This is a genomic window from Pseudomonas sp. LM13, from assembly GCF_041381355.1.
GTDB lineage: Bacteria > Pseudomonadota > Gammaproteobacteria > Pseudomonadales > Pseudomonadaceae > Stutzerimonas > Stutzerimonas frequens.
Window position 1 is genome coordinate 483,531 of sequence record NZ_JACBXH010000001.1, and the last position, 15,097, is coordinate 498,627.

At 64.3% G+C, this 15,097-nt stretch carries 15 protein-coding genes and 1 riboswitch; of the genes, 11 read left to right on the plus strand and 4 right to left on the minus strand.

Going from position 1 to position 15,097, the window contains the following annotated elements:
- Positions 1-11: 11 nt before the first annotated feature.
- The 5 genes from HZR81_RS02205 to HZR81_RS02225 all read left to right on the plus strand — a co-directional run bounded on the left by HZR81_RS02205 (position 12) and on the right by HZR81_RS02225 (position 3,917).
- A complete protein-coding gene (locus HZR81_RS02205; protein WP_326429062.1) occupies positions 12-1,013 on the plus strand; it encodes an ArsR/SmtB family transcription factor in 1,002 nt (333 codons plus the stop codon).
- Positions 1,014-1,027: 14 nt separating this feature from the next.
- Positions 1,028-2,218: a methionine adenosyltransferase gene (gene metK, locus HZR81_RS02210; protein WP_110778853.1), complete on the plus strand. Its 1,191-nt coding sequence runs from the start codon at positions 1,028-1,030 to the stop codon at positions 2,216-2,218.
- A gap of 289 nt (positions 2,219-2,507) precedes the next feature.
- Complete coding sequence (locus HZR81_RS02215) at positions 2,508-3,014, plus strand: hypothetical protein (protein WP_063540719.1); 507 nt, start codon at positions 2,508-2,510, stop codon at positions 3,012-3,014.
- Between the two features lie 3 nt (positions 3,015-3,017).
- On the plus strand, positions 3,018-3,545 hold the full coding sequence (locus HZR81_RS02220) for a DUF5384 family protein (protein WP_063540718.1): 528 nt from the start codon (positions 3,018-3,020) through the stop codon (positions 3,543-3,545).
- Positions 3,546-3,590: 45 nt separating this feature from the next.
- Positions 3,591-3,917 carry a hypothetical protein gene (locus HZR81_RS02225; protein ID WP_063540717.1) on the plus strand — a complete coding sequence of 109 codons (327 nt, stop codon included), beginning with the start codon at positions 3,591-3,593 and terminating at the stop codon, positions 3,915-3,917.
- A 97-nt stretch (positions 3,918-4,014) separates the two neighbouring features.
- On the opposite strand, the gene HZR81_RS02230 is transcribed toward HZR81_RS02225, so the two are convergent.
- Together HZR81_RS02230 and HZR81_RS02235 are read right to left on the minus strand one after the other, a co-directional pair.
- Positions 4,015-4,776: an ABC transporter permease gene (locus tag HZR81_RS02230; RefSeq protein ID WP_063540716.1), complete on the minus strand. Its 762-nt coding sequence runs from the start codon at positions 4,774-4,776 to the stop codon at positions 4,015-4,017.
- A gap of 12 nt (positions 4,777-4,788) precedes the next feature.
- Positions 4,789-5,712, minus strand: a complete 924-nt coding sequence (locus HZR81_RS02235; RefSeq protein WP_063540715.1) for an ABC transporter ATP-binding protein — start codon at positions 5,710-5,712, stop codon at positions 4,789-4,791.
- A gap of 172 nt (positions 5,713-5,884) precedes the next feature.
- On the opposite strand from HZR81_RS02235, the gene HZR81_RS02240 reads away from it, so the two are divergent.
- From HZR81_RS02240 to HZR81_RS02250, 3 genes are all read left to right on the plus strand, one after another.
- Positions 5,885-7,216: a ferredoxin reductase family protein gene (locus HZR81_RS02240; RefSeq protein ID WP_500127207.1), complete on the plus strand. Its 1,332-nt coding sequence runs from the start codon at positions 5,885-5,887 to the stop codon at positions 7,214-7,216.
- A 95-nt stretch (positions 7,217-7,311) separates the two neighbouring features.
- Entirely contained in the window at positions 7,312-8,973 is a 1,662-nt protein-coding gene (ligB, locus tag HZR81_RS02245; RefSeq protein WP_063540713.1) for an NAD-dependent DNA ligase LigB, read from the plus strand.
- Between the two features lie 59 nt (positions 8,974-9,032).
- Positions 9,033-9,416, plus strand: coding sequence for a DUF1090 domain-containing protein (locus HZR81_RS02250; protein ID WP_500127208.1), 384 nt, complete (start codon positions 9,033-9,035; stop codon positions 9,414-9,416).
- On the opposite strand, the gene HZR81_RS02255 is transcribed toward HZR81_RS02250, so the two are convergent.
- Together HZR81_RS02255 and HZR81_RS02260 are read right to left on the minus strand one after the other, a co-directional pair.
- Positions 9,410-9,856, minus strand: a complete 447-nt coding sequence (locus HZR81_RS02255; protein ID WP_046617533.1) for a c-type cytochrome — start codon at positions 9,854-9,856, stop codon at positions 9,410-9,412. The two genes, HZR81_RS02250 and HZR81_RS02255, sit on opposite strands and share 7 nt — an antisense overlap.
- 103 nt (positions 9,857-9,959) lie before the next feature.
- On the minus strand, positions 9,960-10,397 hold the full coding sequence (locus tag HZR81_RS02260; RefSeq protein WP_102838879.1) for a hypothetical protein: 438 nt from the start codon (positions 10,395-10,397) through the stop codon (positions 9,960-9,962).
- 167 nt (positions 10,398-10,564) lie between these two features.
- Positions 10,565-10,648, plus strand: a riboswitch (S-adenosyl-L-homocysteine riboswitch).
- Positions 10,649-10,672: 24 nt separating this feature from the next.
- Here HZR81_RS02260 and ahcY point away from each other — a divergent pair.
- The 3 genes from ahcY to rhlE2 all read left to right on the plus strand — a co-directional run bounded on the left by ahcY (position 10,673) and on the right by rhlE2 (position 15,058).
- On the plus strand, positions 10,673-12,079 hold the full coding sequence (gene ahcY / locus HZR81_RS02265; protein ID WP_014818766.1) for an adenosylhomocysteinase: 1,407 nt from the start codon (positions 10,673-10,675) through the stop codon (positions 12,077-12,079).
- Between the two features lie 73 nt (positions 12,080-12,152).
- Positions 12,153-13,004, plus strand: coding sequence for a methylenetetrahydrofolate reductase [NAD(P)H] (metF, locus tag HZR81_RS02270; protein ID WP_014818765.1), 852 nt, complete (start codon positions 12,153-12,155; stop codon positions 13,002-13,004).
- A 233-nt stretch (positions 13,005-13,237) separates the two neighbouring features.
- The gene (gene rhlE2 / locus HZR81_RS02275) at positions 13,238-15,058 is read left to right on the plus strand and encodes an RNA helicase RhlE2 (RefSeq protein WP_313485075.1); all 1,821 of its coding nucleotides are present in this window, start codon (positions 13,238-13,240) and stop codon (positions 15,056-15,058) included.
- Positions 15,059-15,097 lie beyond the last annotated feature (39 nt).

Sequence of the window (15,097 nt, forward strand, 5' to 3'; positions counted from 1 at the left end):
CTTCGCGGCCTATGAGCCTGCGCTTTCCCCAGATCCGTTACGACGCCAGTGACCAGCTCGCCGCCCTGTGCAAGGCCGGCGGCGATGCGCTGCGCCTGAACGTGCTGCGCGCGTTGGCCAGCGACTCGTTCGGCGTGCTGGAGCTGGCGCAGATCTTCGCCACCGGCCAGTCGGGAATGAGCCATCACCTCAAGGTGCTGACCCAGGCCGGGCTGCTGGCGACCCGCCGCGAAGGCAATGCCGTGTTCTACCGGCGCAGCCTGCCGCAGCTCGACAGCCTCGGCGGCAGGCTGCATGCGGCGCTGCTGGAAGAAGCGGACCGCCTGGAGCTGCCGCGCGAGATCGAGGGGCGCATCGCCGCCGTGCACGCCCAGCGCAGTGCCGCCAGCGAGGATTTCTTCGCGCGCATGGCCGACAGCTTCCAGGCCCGCCAGGATCTGATCGCCGGCCTGCCGCAGTACCGCGACAGCGTGGTGGCCCTGCTCGACGCGCTGAACTTCGCTGCCGGCGCCACGGCGCTGGAAGTCGGCCCCGGCGACGGCAGCTTCCTGCCGGAACTGGCCGGCCGCTTCGCCCGCGTCGTGGCGCTGGACAACAGTCCGGCCATGCTCGACCTGGCGCGTGCCCGCTGCGAACAGGAGGGGCTCGACAACGTCGAGCTGAAGCTCGCCGACGCACTGCACGACGACTGCCGGCCAGCCGACTGTGTGGTGTTGAACATGGTGCTGCATCACCTGGCAGCGCCGGGCGAGGCAATGAAACAACTGGCACGGCTGGTGAACGCAGGCGGTAGTCTGCTGGTCACGGAGCTGTGCAGCCACAACCAGAGTTGGGCCAGGGAGGCCTGCGGCGATCTCTGGTTGGGCTTCGAACAGGACGATCTGGCCCGTTGGGCCGATGCCGCGGGGCTCACGCCCGGCGAGAGCCTCTACATTGGCTTGAAAAACGGTTTTCAGATCCAGGCCCGGTGCTTCTCCCGGTCCGCTCCTGACGACCGACTCACCCACCGGTAATAGGAAACCGATAGATGAGCGAATACTCGATTTTCACCTCCGAGTCCGTATCCGAAGGGCATCCGGACAAGATCGCCGACCAGATCTCCGATGCGGTGCTCGACGCCATCATCGCCGAGGACAAGCACGCCCGCGTGGCCTGCGAAACCCTGGTCAAGACCGGTGTGGCCATCGTCGCCGGTGAAGTGACCACCAGCGCCTGGGTCGATCTGGAGCAACTGGTGCGCGACGTCATCGTCGACATCGGCTACAACAGCTCGGAGGTCGGTTTCGACGGCGCCACCTGCGGCATCATCAACATCATCGGCAAGCAGTCGGTGGATATCGCCCAGGGCGTCGACCGCACCAAGCCGGAAGACCAGGGTGCCGGCGACCAGGGCCTGATGTTCGGCTACGCCAGCAACGAGACCGACGTGCTGATGCCGGCGCCGATCCGCTTCTCCCATGCCCTGGTCGAGCGCCAGGCCGAGGCACGCAAGAACGGCCTGCTGCCGTGGCTGCGTCCGGACGCCAAGAGCCAGGTCACCTGCCGCTACGAGAACGGCAAGGTCGCCGGTATCGATGCCGTGGTGCTGTCGACCCAGCACAACCCCGACGTCAAGCAGAGCGACCTGCGCGAAGCGGTGATGGAGCTGATCATCAAGCACAGCCTGCCGGCCGAGTTGCTGCACAAGGACACCCAGTACCACATCAACCCGACCGGCCAATTCGTCATCGGCGGCCCGGTCGGCGACTGCGGCCTGACCGGACGCAAGATCATCGTCGACACCTACGGCGGCATGGCCCGCCACGGCGGCGGCGCCTTCTCCGGCAAGGACCCGTCCAAGGTCGACCGCAGCGCCGCCTACGCCGGCCGCTACGTTGCCAAGAACATCGTTGCCGCAGGCCTCGCCGACCGCTGCGAGATTCAGGTGTCCTACGCCATCGGTGTGGCACAGCCGACCTCCATCTCGCTGAACACCTTCGGCACCGGCAAGCTCAGCGACGATAAGATCATCGCCCTGGTGCGCGAGCACTTCGACCTGCGTCCCTACGCGATCACTCGCATGCTCGACCTGCTGCACCCGATGTATCGCGCCACCGCCGCCTACGGCCACTTCGGCCGCAACCCCTACGAAATGACGGTGGGTGCCGACACCTTCACCGCCTTCACCTGGGAACGCACCGACAAGGCCGACGCACTGCGTGCTGCAGCGGGGTTGTAACTAACCAACCCACGCAGCAGCCAAAGCCCCGCCGGCCATGCCGTGCGGGGCTTTTTCATTGCCGCGCCACCACCTCGATACAGGCGCAGGCCTGGATGCGACCATCTGCCGCAGATTGCTATCAATCCCCCAGTATTGACGCCGCTTTTTGCCCGCTGAGCCTGCCCTGCGGCAGCCCGCCGAGGGTTTACCGCAATTTCCTGCCCCGCATAAACTGATATCAAATCGCCATCCATGTACGGATGCGTCACGGATTCAGAACCACGATCAGGGATAAGGAAAAAGGATCATGATCAAACGTTGCTGCCTATCGCTCGCCATCGCCACGCTGATTACCGGCTGCCAAAGCACCGGCGAGCAGTACCAGGCGGACGTCTTCGACGCCTCACAGGTCAACACGCAGCAGGAGGCTAAGACGGTCAAGATCGTCACCGTCTCCGCCACCAAGATCAAAGTCAGCAACGAGCAGAACAAGAAAGCCGCCATGATGGTCGGCGGCCTGCTCGGTGCCATTGGTGGCGCCGCGCTGGGCAACCAGAACAACACTGACACGGCCATCGTCGGCGGGGTCGCCGGCGGTGCCGCCGGCGCCATGGCTGGCTCGCTGGTCAGCGACACCTCGCTGGTTCCCGGCGTGCTCATCGGTTATTCGGAGAACGGCAAGATTTTCACCTCGGCTCAGGTTGGCCGTCCCTGCGAGTTCAAGGCAGGTGAAATCTCGTTGATGGTGATGACCATCAACAACGAGACACGCATTCAGCCGAATGCGACCTGCCCCGAGCCGCAGAAGGGTTAAGCGATGAGACTCGCCCTTCTCGCAACAACTGCACTGCTCGTCTCTACGTCTGTCGCCGCCAATCAATTCGATCAGCTCTACCAGATCGAACAGCAGACCAAGCAGGCCGAGGCCGCTGCCGAAGCCGAGCGAATCCGCGAGGCTGCAGCCGCCCGTGCCCGAGCAGAAGCCCGAGAGGAGACCGAGCGGCGCCAGCGCGCCGCCGCGCAGCAAGCCGCACAGAAACGAGCTAGCGAGCAGCGCGCTGCGATCGAAGCGGAGAACAAGCGTGTCCGCTCGCGCGAGGAAGCCTTCGAGGACGAACTACGAGCCCTCGAGCTCGAAGAGCGTCGCCTGGAGCTTCAGGCCAAGCGTGCACGCACCGCGCGCGCCAACGACTATATCGATGCCGAACTGCGCGATCAGGCCGCACGTACCGACGTGATCCAGTCGGAGGCGGACTCGCTGCGCAACGTAACTTCCGGCACCAAGGCTCTGCTCGAAGATGCCGGCCAAGCCGAAGTCAATCGCTCCAAGCGCCTCTTCGACTAAGGCTCAGCTACCGCCCCGGTAAGCCGGGGCTTTCAGGATGATTTCATGAAGCACATTACGATCCTGGCATTCGCATGCCTGGCGTTATCCGGCTGCTCGAATGAAGACCCGGTACCAAGCGTTCCCAACGTGGACGTGCGTGGTCGTCTGGAAGTGGATCAGGAAAGAACTCGGGAGCGACAAGCCCAGGGAATCGAAGGCGAATACTGGCGCCGCATCCTCACCGTGGATGGCTCCGACATGACGCTGGATGCATTCATCAGCCGCTACTGTCCGAGCGGAACGCGCGATGAGACCTGCCACAAGGCCCTGCGCATCAAGAAAATCGATGATGTAAGCGGGGCCACCCGCTTCCTACCTCAAGGGCTCTGATCCACCAGCCGCGGCTCTCGGTGCAGGATGCCGAGAGCTGATCAGCCGATCCGGTAGGATGAAATCCTGCGCTGCCCGCGAAACCGCCTTTCCTTCCTCAGTTCTTCAAGCGATAGCCGGTCTTGAAGATCCACCACACCGCCAGCAGGCAGGCGGCGAGGAAGCCGAGAATCATCGCCAGGCTGATGCCGACGCTGATGTCCGAGACACCGTAGAAGCTCCAGCGGAAGCCGCTGATCAGGTAGACCACCGGGTTGAACAGGGTGACCTTCTGCCACAGCGGCGGCAGCATCTCGATGGAGTAGAAGCTGCCGCCGAGAAAGGCCAAAGGCGTGACGATCAGCGCCGGGACGATCTGCAGCTTCTCCCAGCCGTCGGCCCAGATGCCGATGATGAAGCCGAACAGGCAGAAGGTAATCGCCGTCAGCACCAGGAACAGCGCCATCATCAGCGGATGCTGGATCTCGTAGTCGACGAACAGCCGCGCGGTGATGAGGATGATCACGCCGAGCACCAGCGACTTGGTCGCCGCCGCACCGACGTAGCCGATGACGATCTCGATGTAGGACACCGGCGCCGACAGCACCTCGTAGATCGTCCCCGAGTAGCGCGGCATGTAGATGCCGAACGAGGCATTGGAAATGCTCTCGGTGAGCAGCGCCATCATGATCAGGCCGGGGATGATGAACGCGCCGTAGGGGATGCCGTGCATCGCCTCCATGCGCGCGCCGATGGCCGAGCCGAATACGACGAAGTAAAGCGACGTCGAGATCACCGGGGTGGCGATGCTCTGCAGCAGGGTGCGCCAGGTGCGCGCCAGTTCGAACAGGTAAATCGCGCGGATCGCGTAGACATTCATGCAGTTGTTCCTTCAGCGACCGTGAACAAGGTTGACGAAGATTTCTTCCAGCGAGCTCTGGCTCGACTGCAGGTCCTTGAAATCGATGCCGTGGGCGGCCAGGCGCCTGAGCAGCTCGGCGATACCGGTGTCCTCGTGCTGGGCATCGAAGGTGAATACCAGCTGATTGCCGGCATCAGTCAGCTCCAGCGGATAATCGGCCAGCTCGCCCGGGATCGCCGCCAGCGGACGCTGCAGGTGCAGGGTCAGCTGCTTCTTGCCGAGCTTGTGCATCAGCACATGCTTGTCCTCGACGAGGATGATCTCGCCCTTGCTGATCACCCCGATGCGGTCGGCCATCTCCTCGGCCTCCTCGATGTAGTGCGTGGTGAGGATGATGGTCACGCCGCGCTCGCGCAGGCCGCGGACCATCTCCCACATGTCGCGACGCAGCTCGACGTCGACGCCGGCGGTGGGCTCGTCGAGGAACAGGATCGATGGCTCGTGGGACAGCGCCTTGGCGATCATCACGCGGCGCTTCATGCCGCCGGAAAGCTCCAGGATTCGGGCATGGCGCTTGTCCCATAGCCACAAATCGCGCAACAGTTTCTCCAGGAACGAATCGTCAGGCGCCTTGCCAAACAGGCCGCGCGAGAACCGCACCGTCGCCCAGACGCTTTCGAAGCCCTCGTTGAACAGCTCCTGCGGCACCAAGCCGATCTTCGAGCGGGCGGCGCGGTAGTCCTGGACGATGTCGTGGCCGTCGACCAGCACCCGCCCGCTGCCGGGGTTGACGATGCCGCAGATGATGCTGATCAGCGTGGTCTTGCCGGCACCGTTCGGGCCGAGCAGGGCGAAGATCTCGCCCTTGCGGATCTCGAGGTCGATGCGCTTGAGCGCCGGGTGGCCGGAAGCGTAGGTCTTGGTGAGCTGCTCGATGGCGATCACTGGTTGCACGGGCTCGTCTCTTCGAGGAATCAGGGGCGGAATTGTAGATAAAAACGCAACGCAGAGCGCCCGCGTCTCCCAGTCACGCTTCGTAGTGACCGTGATCATGGCGGCGTCGCGGTACTGCATAGATGCTTGGAAGCGCTGGCACACGGGTCGCCAGCAAGGAGGCTTTCCCGAGATGAGACAGATAAAACTCACCTACGTCGCGCTGTTCGTCGGACTGACGCTGCTCTGGTTGCTGGTGGACGACTTCATCATGGCGCGCTATCAGATCTGGCCGCTGCGCAAGGTAATGGTGCACTACAGCGGGGTCCTCGGCATCGTCGCGATGAGCGTGGCAATGATACTGGCGGTGCGGCCGCGGCGCTTCGAACGCTTCTTCGACGGCCTGGACAAGACCTATCGGCTGCACAAGTGGCTGGGTATCAGCGCGCTGGTGATCGCCATCTTCCACTGGGGCTGGGGGCAGATTCCGAAATGGCTGGTCGGCTTCGGCTGGTTGGAAAAGCCGGCCCGGCGCGCCGGCGAGGGCCAGGGGCACGAAGGCATCTTCGCCCTGCTGCAGCGTTTCCGCGGCCTCGCCGAGGACATCGGTGAATGGGCCTTCTATGCCGCCGTCATCCTCATCGTGCTGGCATTGGTCAAGCGCTTCCCCTATCGCTGGTTCTTCAAGACGCACCGCTGGCTGGCGCTGGTCTACCTGGCCCTGGTGGCGCACTCGATCGTGCTGACCCCGCCAGGCTACTGGACCTCGCCGTTGGGCCTGGTTCTCGCCGTGCTGATGGCGTCGGGCTCTGTCGCTGCCTGCATTTCGCTGCTGCGCCGCATCGGCCGCAAGCATCAGGTGGTCGGCCGCATCGAAAGCCTGACCCATCACCGCGATAACCGCGTGCTACGTGTCGATATCAAGCTCGACGGTGCCTGGCCGGGGCACAAGGCCGGGCAGTTCGCCTTCGTCACTTTCGACGACAAGGAAGGGCCGCACCCCTTCAGCCTCTCCTCGGCTTGGTGCAACGACGGCAAGCTGGCCTTCTCCATCAAGGGGCTCGGTGACTACACCCGAACCCTGCCGGACACCCTGAAGGTGGGCGACGCGGTGAAGGTCGAAGGGCCCTATGGCTGCTTCGATTTCCACAGCCGCCAGCCGCGTCAGATCTGGGTGGCCGGCGGCATCGGCATCGCGCCGTTCATTGGCCGCCTGCAGGCGCTGGCCGACAGCGGCACGGGCGACAACGTCGACCTGTTCTACTGCACCAGCGCGCCGGATCAGGGCTTCATCGAGCGCATCCGTCAGCTGGCCGAGCGCGCCCGGGTGCGTCTGCACGTGCTGGTAGCCAGCGAGGGCGGCCGGCTGACACCCGAGCGCCTGCGCCAGTTGGCGCCGCAGTGGCAGAACAGTGACGTCTGGTTCTGCGGCCCGGCCGGCTTTGGTCAGGATCTGAGCAAGGACCTGCAGCGCCGCGGCCTGCCACCGCGAGATTTCCATCAGGAGCTGTTCAACATGCGCTGACGCACGGTCGGCACGCGCCAGGCAGGCGACAATCCGGCATCGGCCCGCCAGCGACGGCGGGCCACGCTCCTGTCACCAGAGCAAGGATGCTCGTCATGCCACGCCTGATCGCACTATCGCTATGCCTGTTTACCCCTGTCTGCCTCGCCACCTGCCCGACCTGGGACGACGCCCGAGCACAGCAGGAAATCCACCAGCTGCAAACGCAGCTCGCCGAGTGGGACGACGCCTATCACCGCCGCGGCCTGGCGCTGGTGGATGACGAAATCTACGACCAGAGCCGTGCGCGCCTGCACGACTGGCACCTTTGTTTCCCCAGCACCCTCGCGGCTCCGGACCCGTTGGCCGGCGCCGGCGGCCCGCTTCGCCATCCGATCCGCCAGACCGGCCTGGCCAAGCTCGCCGATGAGCAGGCGGTCGCCGCCTGGATCGCGCGGCGCGAGGACCTGTGGATCCAGCCCAAGATAGACGGTGTCGCGGTCACCCTGGTCTATCGCGACGGCGTCCTGCAGCAGGCCATCAGCCGCGGCGACGGCCTCACCGGGCAGGACTGGACGGCCAATGCCCGCAGACTGGCGGCGATCCCGGCGCGCCTGGCGCTGGCCGGCGAGGTCATTCTGCAGGGGGAGCTGTATTGGCGAATGGACCAGCATGTCCAGGCCACCCACGGCAGCGCGGGGGCTCGCGGGCGCGTCGCTGGCGCCATGGCCAGCAACAGTCTGGGCGCCAGCACCGCCGCGCGGATCGGCCTGTTCGTCTGGGACTGGCCAAACGGCCCCGCGCCGATGCAAACCCGCCTCGCACGCTTGGCTGAGCTTGGTTTCGCCGACAGCCAGGCGCTTACGCAACCGGTTCAGGGCTTCAAACAAGCGCAACATTGGCGCGAGCACTGGTACCGCCAGGCGTTGCCGTTCGCCAGCGATGGCGTGGTGCTGCGCCAGGGTCAGCGTCCACCGGCCGAGCGCTGGCAGGCGGAACCCTATTGGGCCGCCGCCTGGAAGTACCCGCTGCGCAAGGCGTTGACCGAGGTGCGCGAGGTGGAGTTTCGCATCGGTCGCACCGGGCGCATCACGCCGCTGCTGCAGCTCGTCCCGGTCCAGCTCGACGGCCGTCGCATCCGCACGCTGAGCCTCGGCTCGCTGGAGCGCTGGCGGGCGCTGGATGTGCGCCCCGGCGACCGGGTCGCGGTTGCGCTCGCCGGGCACAGCATTCCGCAGCTGGACTCAGTGGCCTGGCGCGCCACGGAGCGGGCCGCAGTGGCCGTGCCTGAGCCGAACCGTTATCACCCACACAGTTGCTGGCGGCCACTGCCCGGCTGCGAGCAGCAGTTTCTTTCCCGACTTGTCTGGCTCGGCGGCAAGCAGGGCCTCGCCCTCGATGGCATCGGAGCCGGCAGCTGGCAGGCGCTGCTCGACGCCGGATTGCTGCCCGACCTGCTCGCCTGGCTGACGCTGGATGCCGTCACGCTGCAGAAGGTGCCGGGCATCGGCGAAGCGCGCGCGAGCAAACTGGCGACCACCTTCGCCCAGGCCCGCAAACGACCGCTGGCGCAGTGGCTGAAGGCGCTGGGCATGCCCGGCAAAGCATTGCAGGCGACTCTGGACTGGGACGCACTGTCAGCGCGGGACCCGGCGCAATGGCAGGTCGAAGCCGGCGTGGGGCCGGCGCGAGCGAAACAGCTTCAGGCATTCTTTCGCGAACCCGAACTGCAAGCGCTGCGTGAAAGGCTACGGGTCGTCGGCATTCCGGGTACCTGAGGGACTTTCGCCCCACCCAGCTGTCGATAGAGGCTGAATAACAATCATGGAGGCGAGGCATGTCTTTGCGACATTGGCCATTTGCCCTGCTGATCGGTACGGCCGTCATCAGCCCGCTGCTGGCAGCCCCTTCGACAGTCGAGAGCCAGTGCCAGACCGAGCGTCAGGCGCTGGGCGAGCAGCTGCAACAGGCACGCCTGCAGGGTGACAAGCTGCGCCAGACGCAACTCGACAGCGAATTGCAGGGCCTGACCGAGCAGTGCCAGGGCGTGGTTGCCCTGCACCCGCATCAAGTCGAATACGATCACACCAATCGCCAGGTTGAGCGGCGCGAGACGCTGCTACGCGAGGCTCTGGGCACCGGTGATGCTCAGCTGATCGAGCTGCGCCGCAATCAGCTGGCCAAGTCGCGGGAAAAGCTCGAATCGCTGCGCCGTCAGTAGGCGCGGAACTCCTTGTGGCAGGCTTCACAGGCATCCTCGACCCGCTGGAACGCCGGCGCCACGCTTTGTGCAGTAACCGGGGCGGAGGTCGTCACGCTCACCAGCGCGGCCGTGGTCGCTTCCAGTTCGCGGGCCATCTCCTTGAATCGCTCCTGACGCTGCCAGACGTCGTCACGCGCGTCGCTCTGCTCTTCCTTCACATCGGGATAATGCTGCCAAGGCTGTCGCGAGAGTTCGTCCAGCTTGGCCGCGCCTGCACTGAAGCCTTCGCCGTCAAACGGGATGCGCCCACGCAGCATGCCGCCAAGGTCTTCCTTGGTATCGAGCATCGCCTGGTAGATCGCCTTGCGCTTGCCCAATGGGGAATTGGGGTCGACCCGGTCGCAGCCAGTCAGCGCCAGGACAGCAATCAGGGACAGGCTCAGCAGACTCAGCTTCATGGTTCAACCACTCGTCGATGCAAAGCGCGGGATTATCCCCGTCCACGCGCGGTTGAACAAATCAGTCGGGTTTCGACTCCGTCAGCCAAGATTGCTCAACAGGCTATTGCGACCAGCTGCCGCCAGCGCTTTCGCAATCGATCTTGGCCTGGGCCCGATCACTGGCGTGATAGTGATAGGTGACGATCGTAGCATCGCCGCCCACCTGGCTGGGCAAGGTACCGTTCTTCGCCTGGGAGCCAGTGGCACGTTCGTTGGCCAGCGTCTCTGCCGTCATCGGCGCGGTGCAGACACCGAAGTGGCCGTCGGGACAGCTGTCGCGGAGCTCGCGGCGCGAATTTCTCACGGCCTCATTGTCCTGGCAAACCCAGTCGATGGCGTCGTCCTTGTCCACGCCGTGGAATTCGAAACACTGCTCGGTCACCACTGGCGCAGGAACCGCGCCGGAGGTTTCGCTGTGCACGTAGCAGGATTTGGCGGCGGCAGGCAGGCTGAAGGCGCCGACAAGCAACACGGGCGCTAAGCGAAGCATGGGGTTCATGGCGGTCTCCTGAAACGGTTTCGCCCGGCAAGGGTCACCGAACCTGCAGTTTTCGACCCCCTCACGCGCACGGTAGTTCGCGCCACGCGGGGTTGGGATTGCCGCGCGGCGCAGCTATAATCGCCAGGCTTTTCCCCGGTCGACTCCGCTTCGACCGTGCCCGCCACCCGTCCGAGGGGCGCTGCAGCAGGATGAAACCTGTCAGGCTCGGATGGGGCGTTTCCAGAACGCATCAACGGCGCCCATTCGCATCTATACGAATGGAGAACTCTTCGATGAGTGCTGTCATGACGCCTGCCGGTTTCACCGACTTCAAGGTCGCCGATATTTCCCTGGCTGCCTGGGGCCGCCGCGAAATCATCATCGCCGAATCCGAAATGCCCGCGCTGATGGGCCTGCGCAAGAAATACGCCGCCGAGCAGCCGCTCAAGGGCGCGAAGATCCTCGGCTGCATTCACATGACCATCCAGACCGCCGTGCTGATCGAGACGCTGATCGCGCTCGGCGCGGAAGTGCGTTGGTCGAGCTGCAACATCTTCTCCACCCAGGACCAGGCCGCTGCCGCCATCGCCGCTGCCGGCATCCCGGTGTTCGCCTGGAAGGGCGAGACCGAGGAAGAATACGAGTGGTGCATCGAGCAGACCATCCTCAAGGACGGCCAGCCGTGGGATGCCAACATGGTGCTGGATGATGGCGGTGACCTGACCCAGATCCTGCACGACAAGTATCCGCAGGTGCTCGAGCGCGTCCACGGCGTGACCGAGGAAACCACCACTGGCGTGCATCGCCTGCTCGACATGCTCAAGGGCGGCACGCTGAAGATCCCGGCGATCAACGTCAACGACTCTGTAACCAAGAGCAAGAACGACAACAAGTACGGCTGCCGTCACAGCCTGAACGATGCCATCAAGCGCGCCACCGACCACCTGCTGTCGGGCAAGCAGGCGCTGGTCGTCGGCTACGGCGACGTCGGCAAGGGCTCGGCACAGTCGCTGCGCCAGGAAGGCATGATCGTCAAGGTCTCCGAGGTCGATCCGATCTGCGCCATGCAGGCCTGCATGGATGGCTTTGAGCTGGTCTCCCCCTACAAGGACGGCATCAACGACGGCACCGAAGCCAGCGTCGACGCGGCACTGCTGGGCAAGATCGACCTGATCGTCACCACCACCGGTAACGTCAACGTCTGCGACGCCGGCATGCTCAAGGCACTGAAGAAGCGCGCCGTGGTGTGCAACATCGGCCACTTCGACAATGAGATCGACACCGCCTTCATGCGCGCCAACTGGGGCTGGGAAGAGGTCAAGCCGCAGGTGCACAAGATCCACCGCACCGGCAAGACCGTCGACCCCACCAACGACGACTACCTGATCCTGCTGGCCGAAGGCCGCCTGGTGAATCTGGGCAACGCCACCGGTCATCCGAGCCGGATCATGGACGGCTCCTTCGCCAACCAGGTGCTGGCGCAGATCCACCTGTACAACGAGAAGTTCGCCGACCTGCCGGTGGCCGAGAAGAGCAAGAACGTCACCGTCATGGTGCTGCCGAAGAAGCTCGACGAGGAAGTGGCGCTGGAAATGGTCAAGGGCTTCGGTGGCGTGGTCACCCAGCTGACCACCAAGCAGGCGGAGTACATCGGTGTGACCGTCGAAGGCCCGTTCAAGCCGGACAGCTACCGCTACTAAGCAGGTCATGCTGCTGGCGACGAACTGTGCCCTGCATTCGTCGCCAGCAGCCTGCAGCCCAAGGAATAACCGAATGACCGCTTTGAACCGCCCATCCATCAGCTTCGAATTCTTTCCCACCAAGACCGAAGCCGGGCACGAAAAACTGCTGAACGTGGCCCGCCAGCTGGCCGGCTACCAACCCGATTTCTTCTCCTGCACTTACGGTGCCGGTGGCTCGACCCGTGACCGCACGCTCAACACCGTGCTGCAGCTCGACGGCGAGGTGAAGGTGCCGACCGCACCGCACCTGTCCTGCGTCGGCGACAGCAAGGCCGAGCTGCGCGAACTGCTGAACCTCTACAAGGATGCCGGTATCAAGCGCATCGTCGCCCTTCGCGGCGACCTGCCCTCCGGCATGGGCATGGCCAGCGGCGAGCTGCGCTACGCCAACGAACTGGTCGAGTTCATCCGCAGCGAAACCGGCGATCACTTCCATATCGAGATTGCCGCCTACCCGGAAATGCATCCGCAGGCGCGCAACTTCGAAGACGACCTGACCAACTTCGTGCGCAAGGCCAGGGCCGGCGCCGACAGTGCCATCACCCAGTACTTCTTCAATGCCGACTGCTACTTCTACTTCGTCGAGCGCGTGCGCAAACTCGGAGTGGAAACCCCGGTGGTGCCCGGCATCATGCCGATCACCAACTACAGTAAGCTGGCACGCTTTTCAGATGCCTGCGGTGCGGAGATTCCGCGTTGGGTGCGCAAGCAGCTCGAAAGCTATGGCGACGACATGCAGAGCATCCAGGCCTTCGGCGAGCAGGTCATCACCGAGATGTGCGAGAAGCTGCTGGCCGGCGGTGCGCCCGGCCTGCACTTCTATACGCTGAACCAGGCCGAGCCGAGCCTGGCGATCTGGAACAACCTCGGGCTGTCACGCTGAGCACCAACCGGCTCCGTAGAAATACGGAGCTGGCTAATGAACCCGTGACCTGCGACACTGTCAGAGCAATGCGGCGTTAACAGGCTCTGTTATACTCCGCGCTTCCGCCAGGCTTACGCCCGGATGCCGCCATATATGACCCGCGGCAGGACCGGACGGGATCGCACGCCAGTCGCGATTCGAGCCAGGCATGACCATCCCAGGGCTTCGCCCTAAACAAGACAGGATTACTCATGTCCTTTGCTTCCCTCGGTCTCTCCGAGGCTTTGGCCGGTGCCGTCGAGGCCGCCGGTTACACCCAGCCTACACCGGTGCAACAGCGGGCCATTCCCGCCGTGTTGCAAGGACGCGACCTGATGGTCGCTGCACAGACGGGAACCGGCAAGACCGGTGGTTTTGCACTCCCCGTTCTGGAAATTCTCTTCCCAGGTGGTCATCCCGATCGCGAGCATCGTCACGGTCCACGCCAGCCGCGCGTATTGGTACTGACGCCGACCCGCGAACTTGCCGCCCAGGTTCATGACAGCTTCAAGGTCTATGCCCGTGATCTGCCGTTGAAAAGCGCGGTGATCTTCGGTGGCGTCGGCATGAACCCACAGGTTCAGGCTGTGGCCAAAGGTGTTGACGTCCTGGTTGCCTGCCCCGGCCGCCTGCTCGACCTGGCGAATCAGAAGGCCATCGACCTTTCCCACGTGGAAATTCTGGTGCTCGATGAAGCCGACCGCATGCTGGATATGGGCTTCATTCATGACGTGAAGAAGGTCCTGGCCAAGCTGCCGACCAAGCGCCAGAACCTGCTGTTTTCGGCCACCTTCTCCAAAGACATCACCGACCTCGCCAGCAAGCTGCTCCACGAGCCGGAGAAGATCCAGGTAACACCGCCGAACACCACCGTTGAGCGCATCGAGCAACGGGTGTTCCGACTGCAGGCCTCGCACAAGCGCGCCCTGCTGGCCCACCTGATCACACAAGGCGCTTGGGAACAGGTCCTGGTGTTCACCCGCACCAAGCACGGTGCCAACCGCCTTGCCGAATACCTCGACAAGCACGGGCTGCCGGCGGTTGCGATTCACGGCAACAAGAGCCAGAACGCCCGCACCAAGGCGCTGGCGGACTTCAAGGCCAACCAGGTGCGCATTCTGGTCGCCACCGATATCGCCGCACGCGGCCTGGATATCGATCAACTGCCTCACGTGGTCAACTTCGAGCTGCCGAATGTCGAAGAAGATTATGTCCACCGTATCGGTCGTACCGGCCGCGCGGGGCGCAGCGGTGAGGCCATCTCGCTGGTCGCGCCCGACGAGGAAAAACTGCTGAAGGGCATCGAGCGGATGACCAAGCAGAAGATTCCGGACGGTGATCTGATGGGCTTCGATGCCAGCACAATCGAAGCGGAGAAGCCGGAAGTCCGTGAGCCGCGCCAGCCACGTCCTGCTCGCAACAGTGAGCGCAAACCTCGGGGCGAGCGCACCGCCAAAACCACCGAAACTGCAGCCAGCGAGCCGAAAGCGGGTGATCGCAACCGCCGCGGGCGCAACAAGCCGCGCACTGCGCGTCCAGCGCAGGGCTCAGCAGAGCAGACTGCTGCAGCGCCGGTGAGCCGTCCGCCTCGCCTACCGAATGATCGCGCTCCGGACGTATTTCTTGATGACGAAGTCGATAACTTCGGCAACAGCGTCGACTACGTCAGCCCCTACCAGAACAAGCAGGGACGTGGCCGTCGCCCCGCCGCCCCGGCTCAACCCGGTGGTAGCCAACCACGTGCCGCGGCAGCTCCACGCAGCGGCACTGCCGGAGCAGGCGCTCAGGGCAAAGGCAAGCGCCAGGGCCAATCGGCCCGTGGCGGTCAACCACGCCGCAAGAACGAAGGGCGTCGGATCGACGGTGATAGCGGTGGTCCCCGCCGGGACGTTGCGGAGAAGCCGAAGGAAAAGCAGCCGGTCATCATCCACAAGGAGTCGAAGCTGGACCGACTGCCCAGCATTGAGCAGTTGGAACAGCTTCCGACCAAGCCTCGTGGTGAGAAGCCAGCATTGCTGACCCGCAACCGCTGAAATGCAGAAATAAAAACGCCGCCTTCAGAGGCGGCGTTT

Coding starts and splice junctions, on each gene's coding strand:
- rhlE2 (WP_313485075.1), top strand. CDS start 13,238: ATGTCCTTTGCTTCCCTCGGTCTCTCCGAGGCTTTGGCCGGTGCCGTC.
- HZR81_RS02260 (WP_102838879.1), bottom strand. CDS start 10,397: ATGAACCCCATGCTTCGCTTAGCGCCCGTGTTGCTTGTCGGCGCCTTC.
- HZR81_RS02220 (WP_063540718.1), top strand. CDS start 3,018: ATGAGACTCGCCCTTCTCGCAACAACTGCACTGCTCGTCTCTACGTCT.
- metK (WP_110778853.1), top strand. CDS start 1,028: ATGAGCGAATACTCGATTTTCACCTCCGAGTCCGTATCCGAAGGGCAT.
- HZR81_RS02205 (WP_326429062.1), top strand. CDS start 12: ATGAGCCTGCGCTTTCCCCAGATCCGTTACGACGCCAGTGACCAGCTC.
- HZR81_RS02255 (WP_046617533.1), bottom strand. CDS start 9,856: ATGAAGCTGAGTCTGCTGAGCCTGTCCCTGATTGCTGTCCTGGCGCTG.
- HZR81_RS02230 (WP_063540716.1), bottom strand. CDS start 4,776: ATGAATGTCTACGCGATCCGCGCGATTTACCTGTTCGAACTGGCGCGC.
- ahcY (WP_014818766.1), top strand. CDS start 10,673: ATGAGTGCTGTCATGACGCCTGCCGGTTTCACCGACTTCAAGGTCGCC.
- HZR81_RS02225 (WP_063540717.1), top strand. CDS start 3,591: ATGAAGCACATTACGATCCTGGCATTCGCATGCCTGGCGTTATCCGGC.
- HZR81_RS02240 (WP_500127207.1), top strand. CDS start 5,885: ATGAGACAGATAAAACTCACCTACGTCGCGCTGTTCGTCGGACTGACG.
- ligB (WP_063540713.1), top strand. CDS start 7,312: ATGCCACGCCTGATCGCACTATCGCTATGCCTGTTTACCCCTGTCTGC.
- HZR81_RS02250 (WP_500127208.1), top strand. CDS start 9,033: ATGTCTTTGCGACATTGGCCATTTGCCCTGCTGATCGGTACGGCCGTC.
- HZR81_RS02215 (WP_063540719.1), top strand. CDS start 2,508: ATGATCAAACGTTGCTGCCTATCGCTCGCCATCGCCACGCTGATTACC.
- metF (WP_014818765.1), top strand. CDS start 12,153: ATGACCGCTTTGAACCGCCCATCCATCAGCTTCGAATTCTTTCCCACC.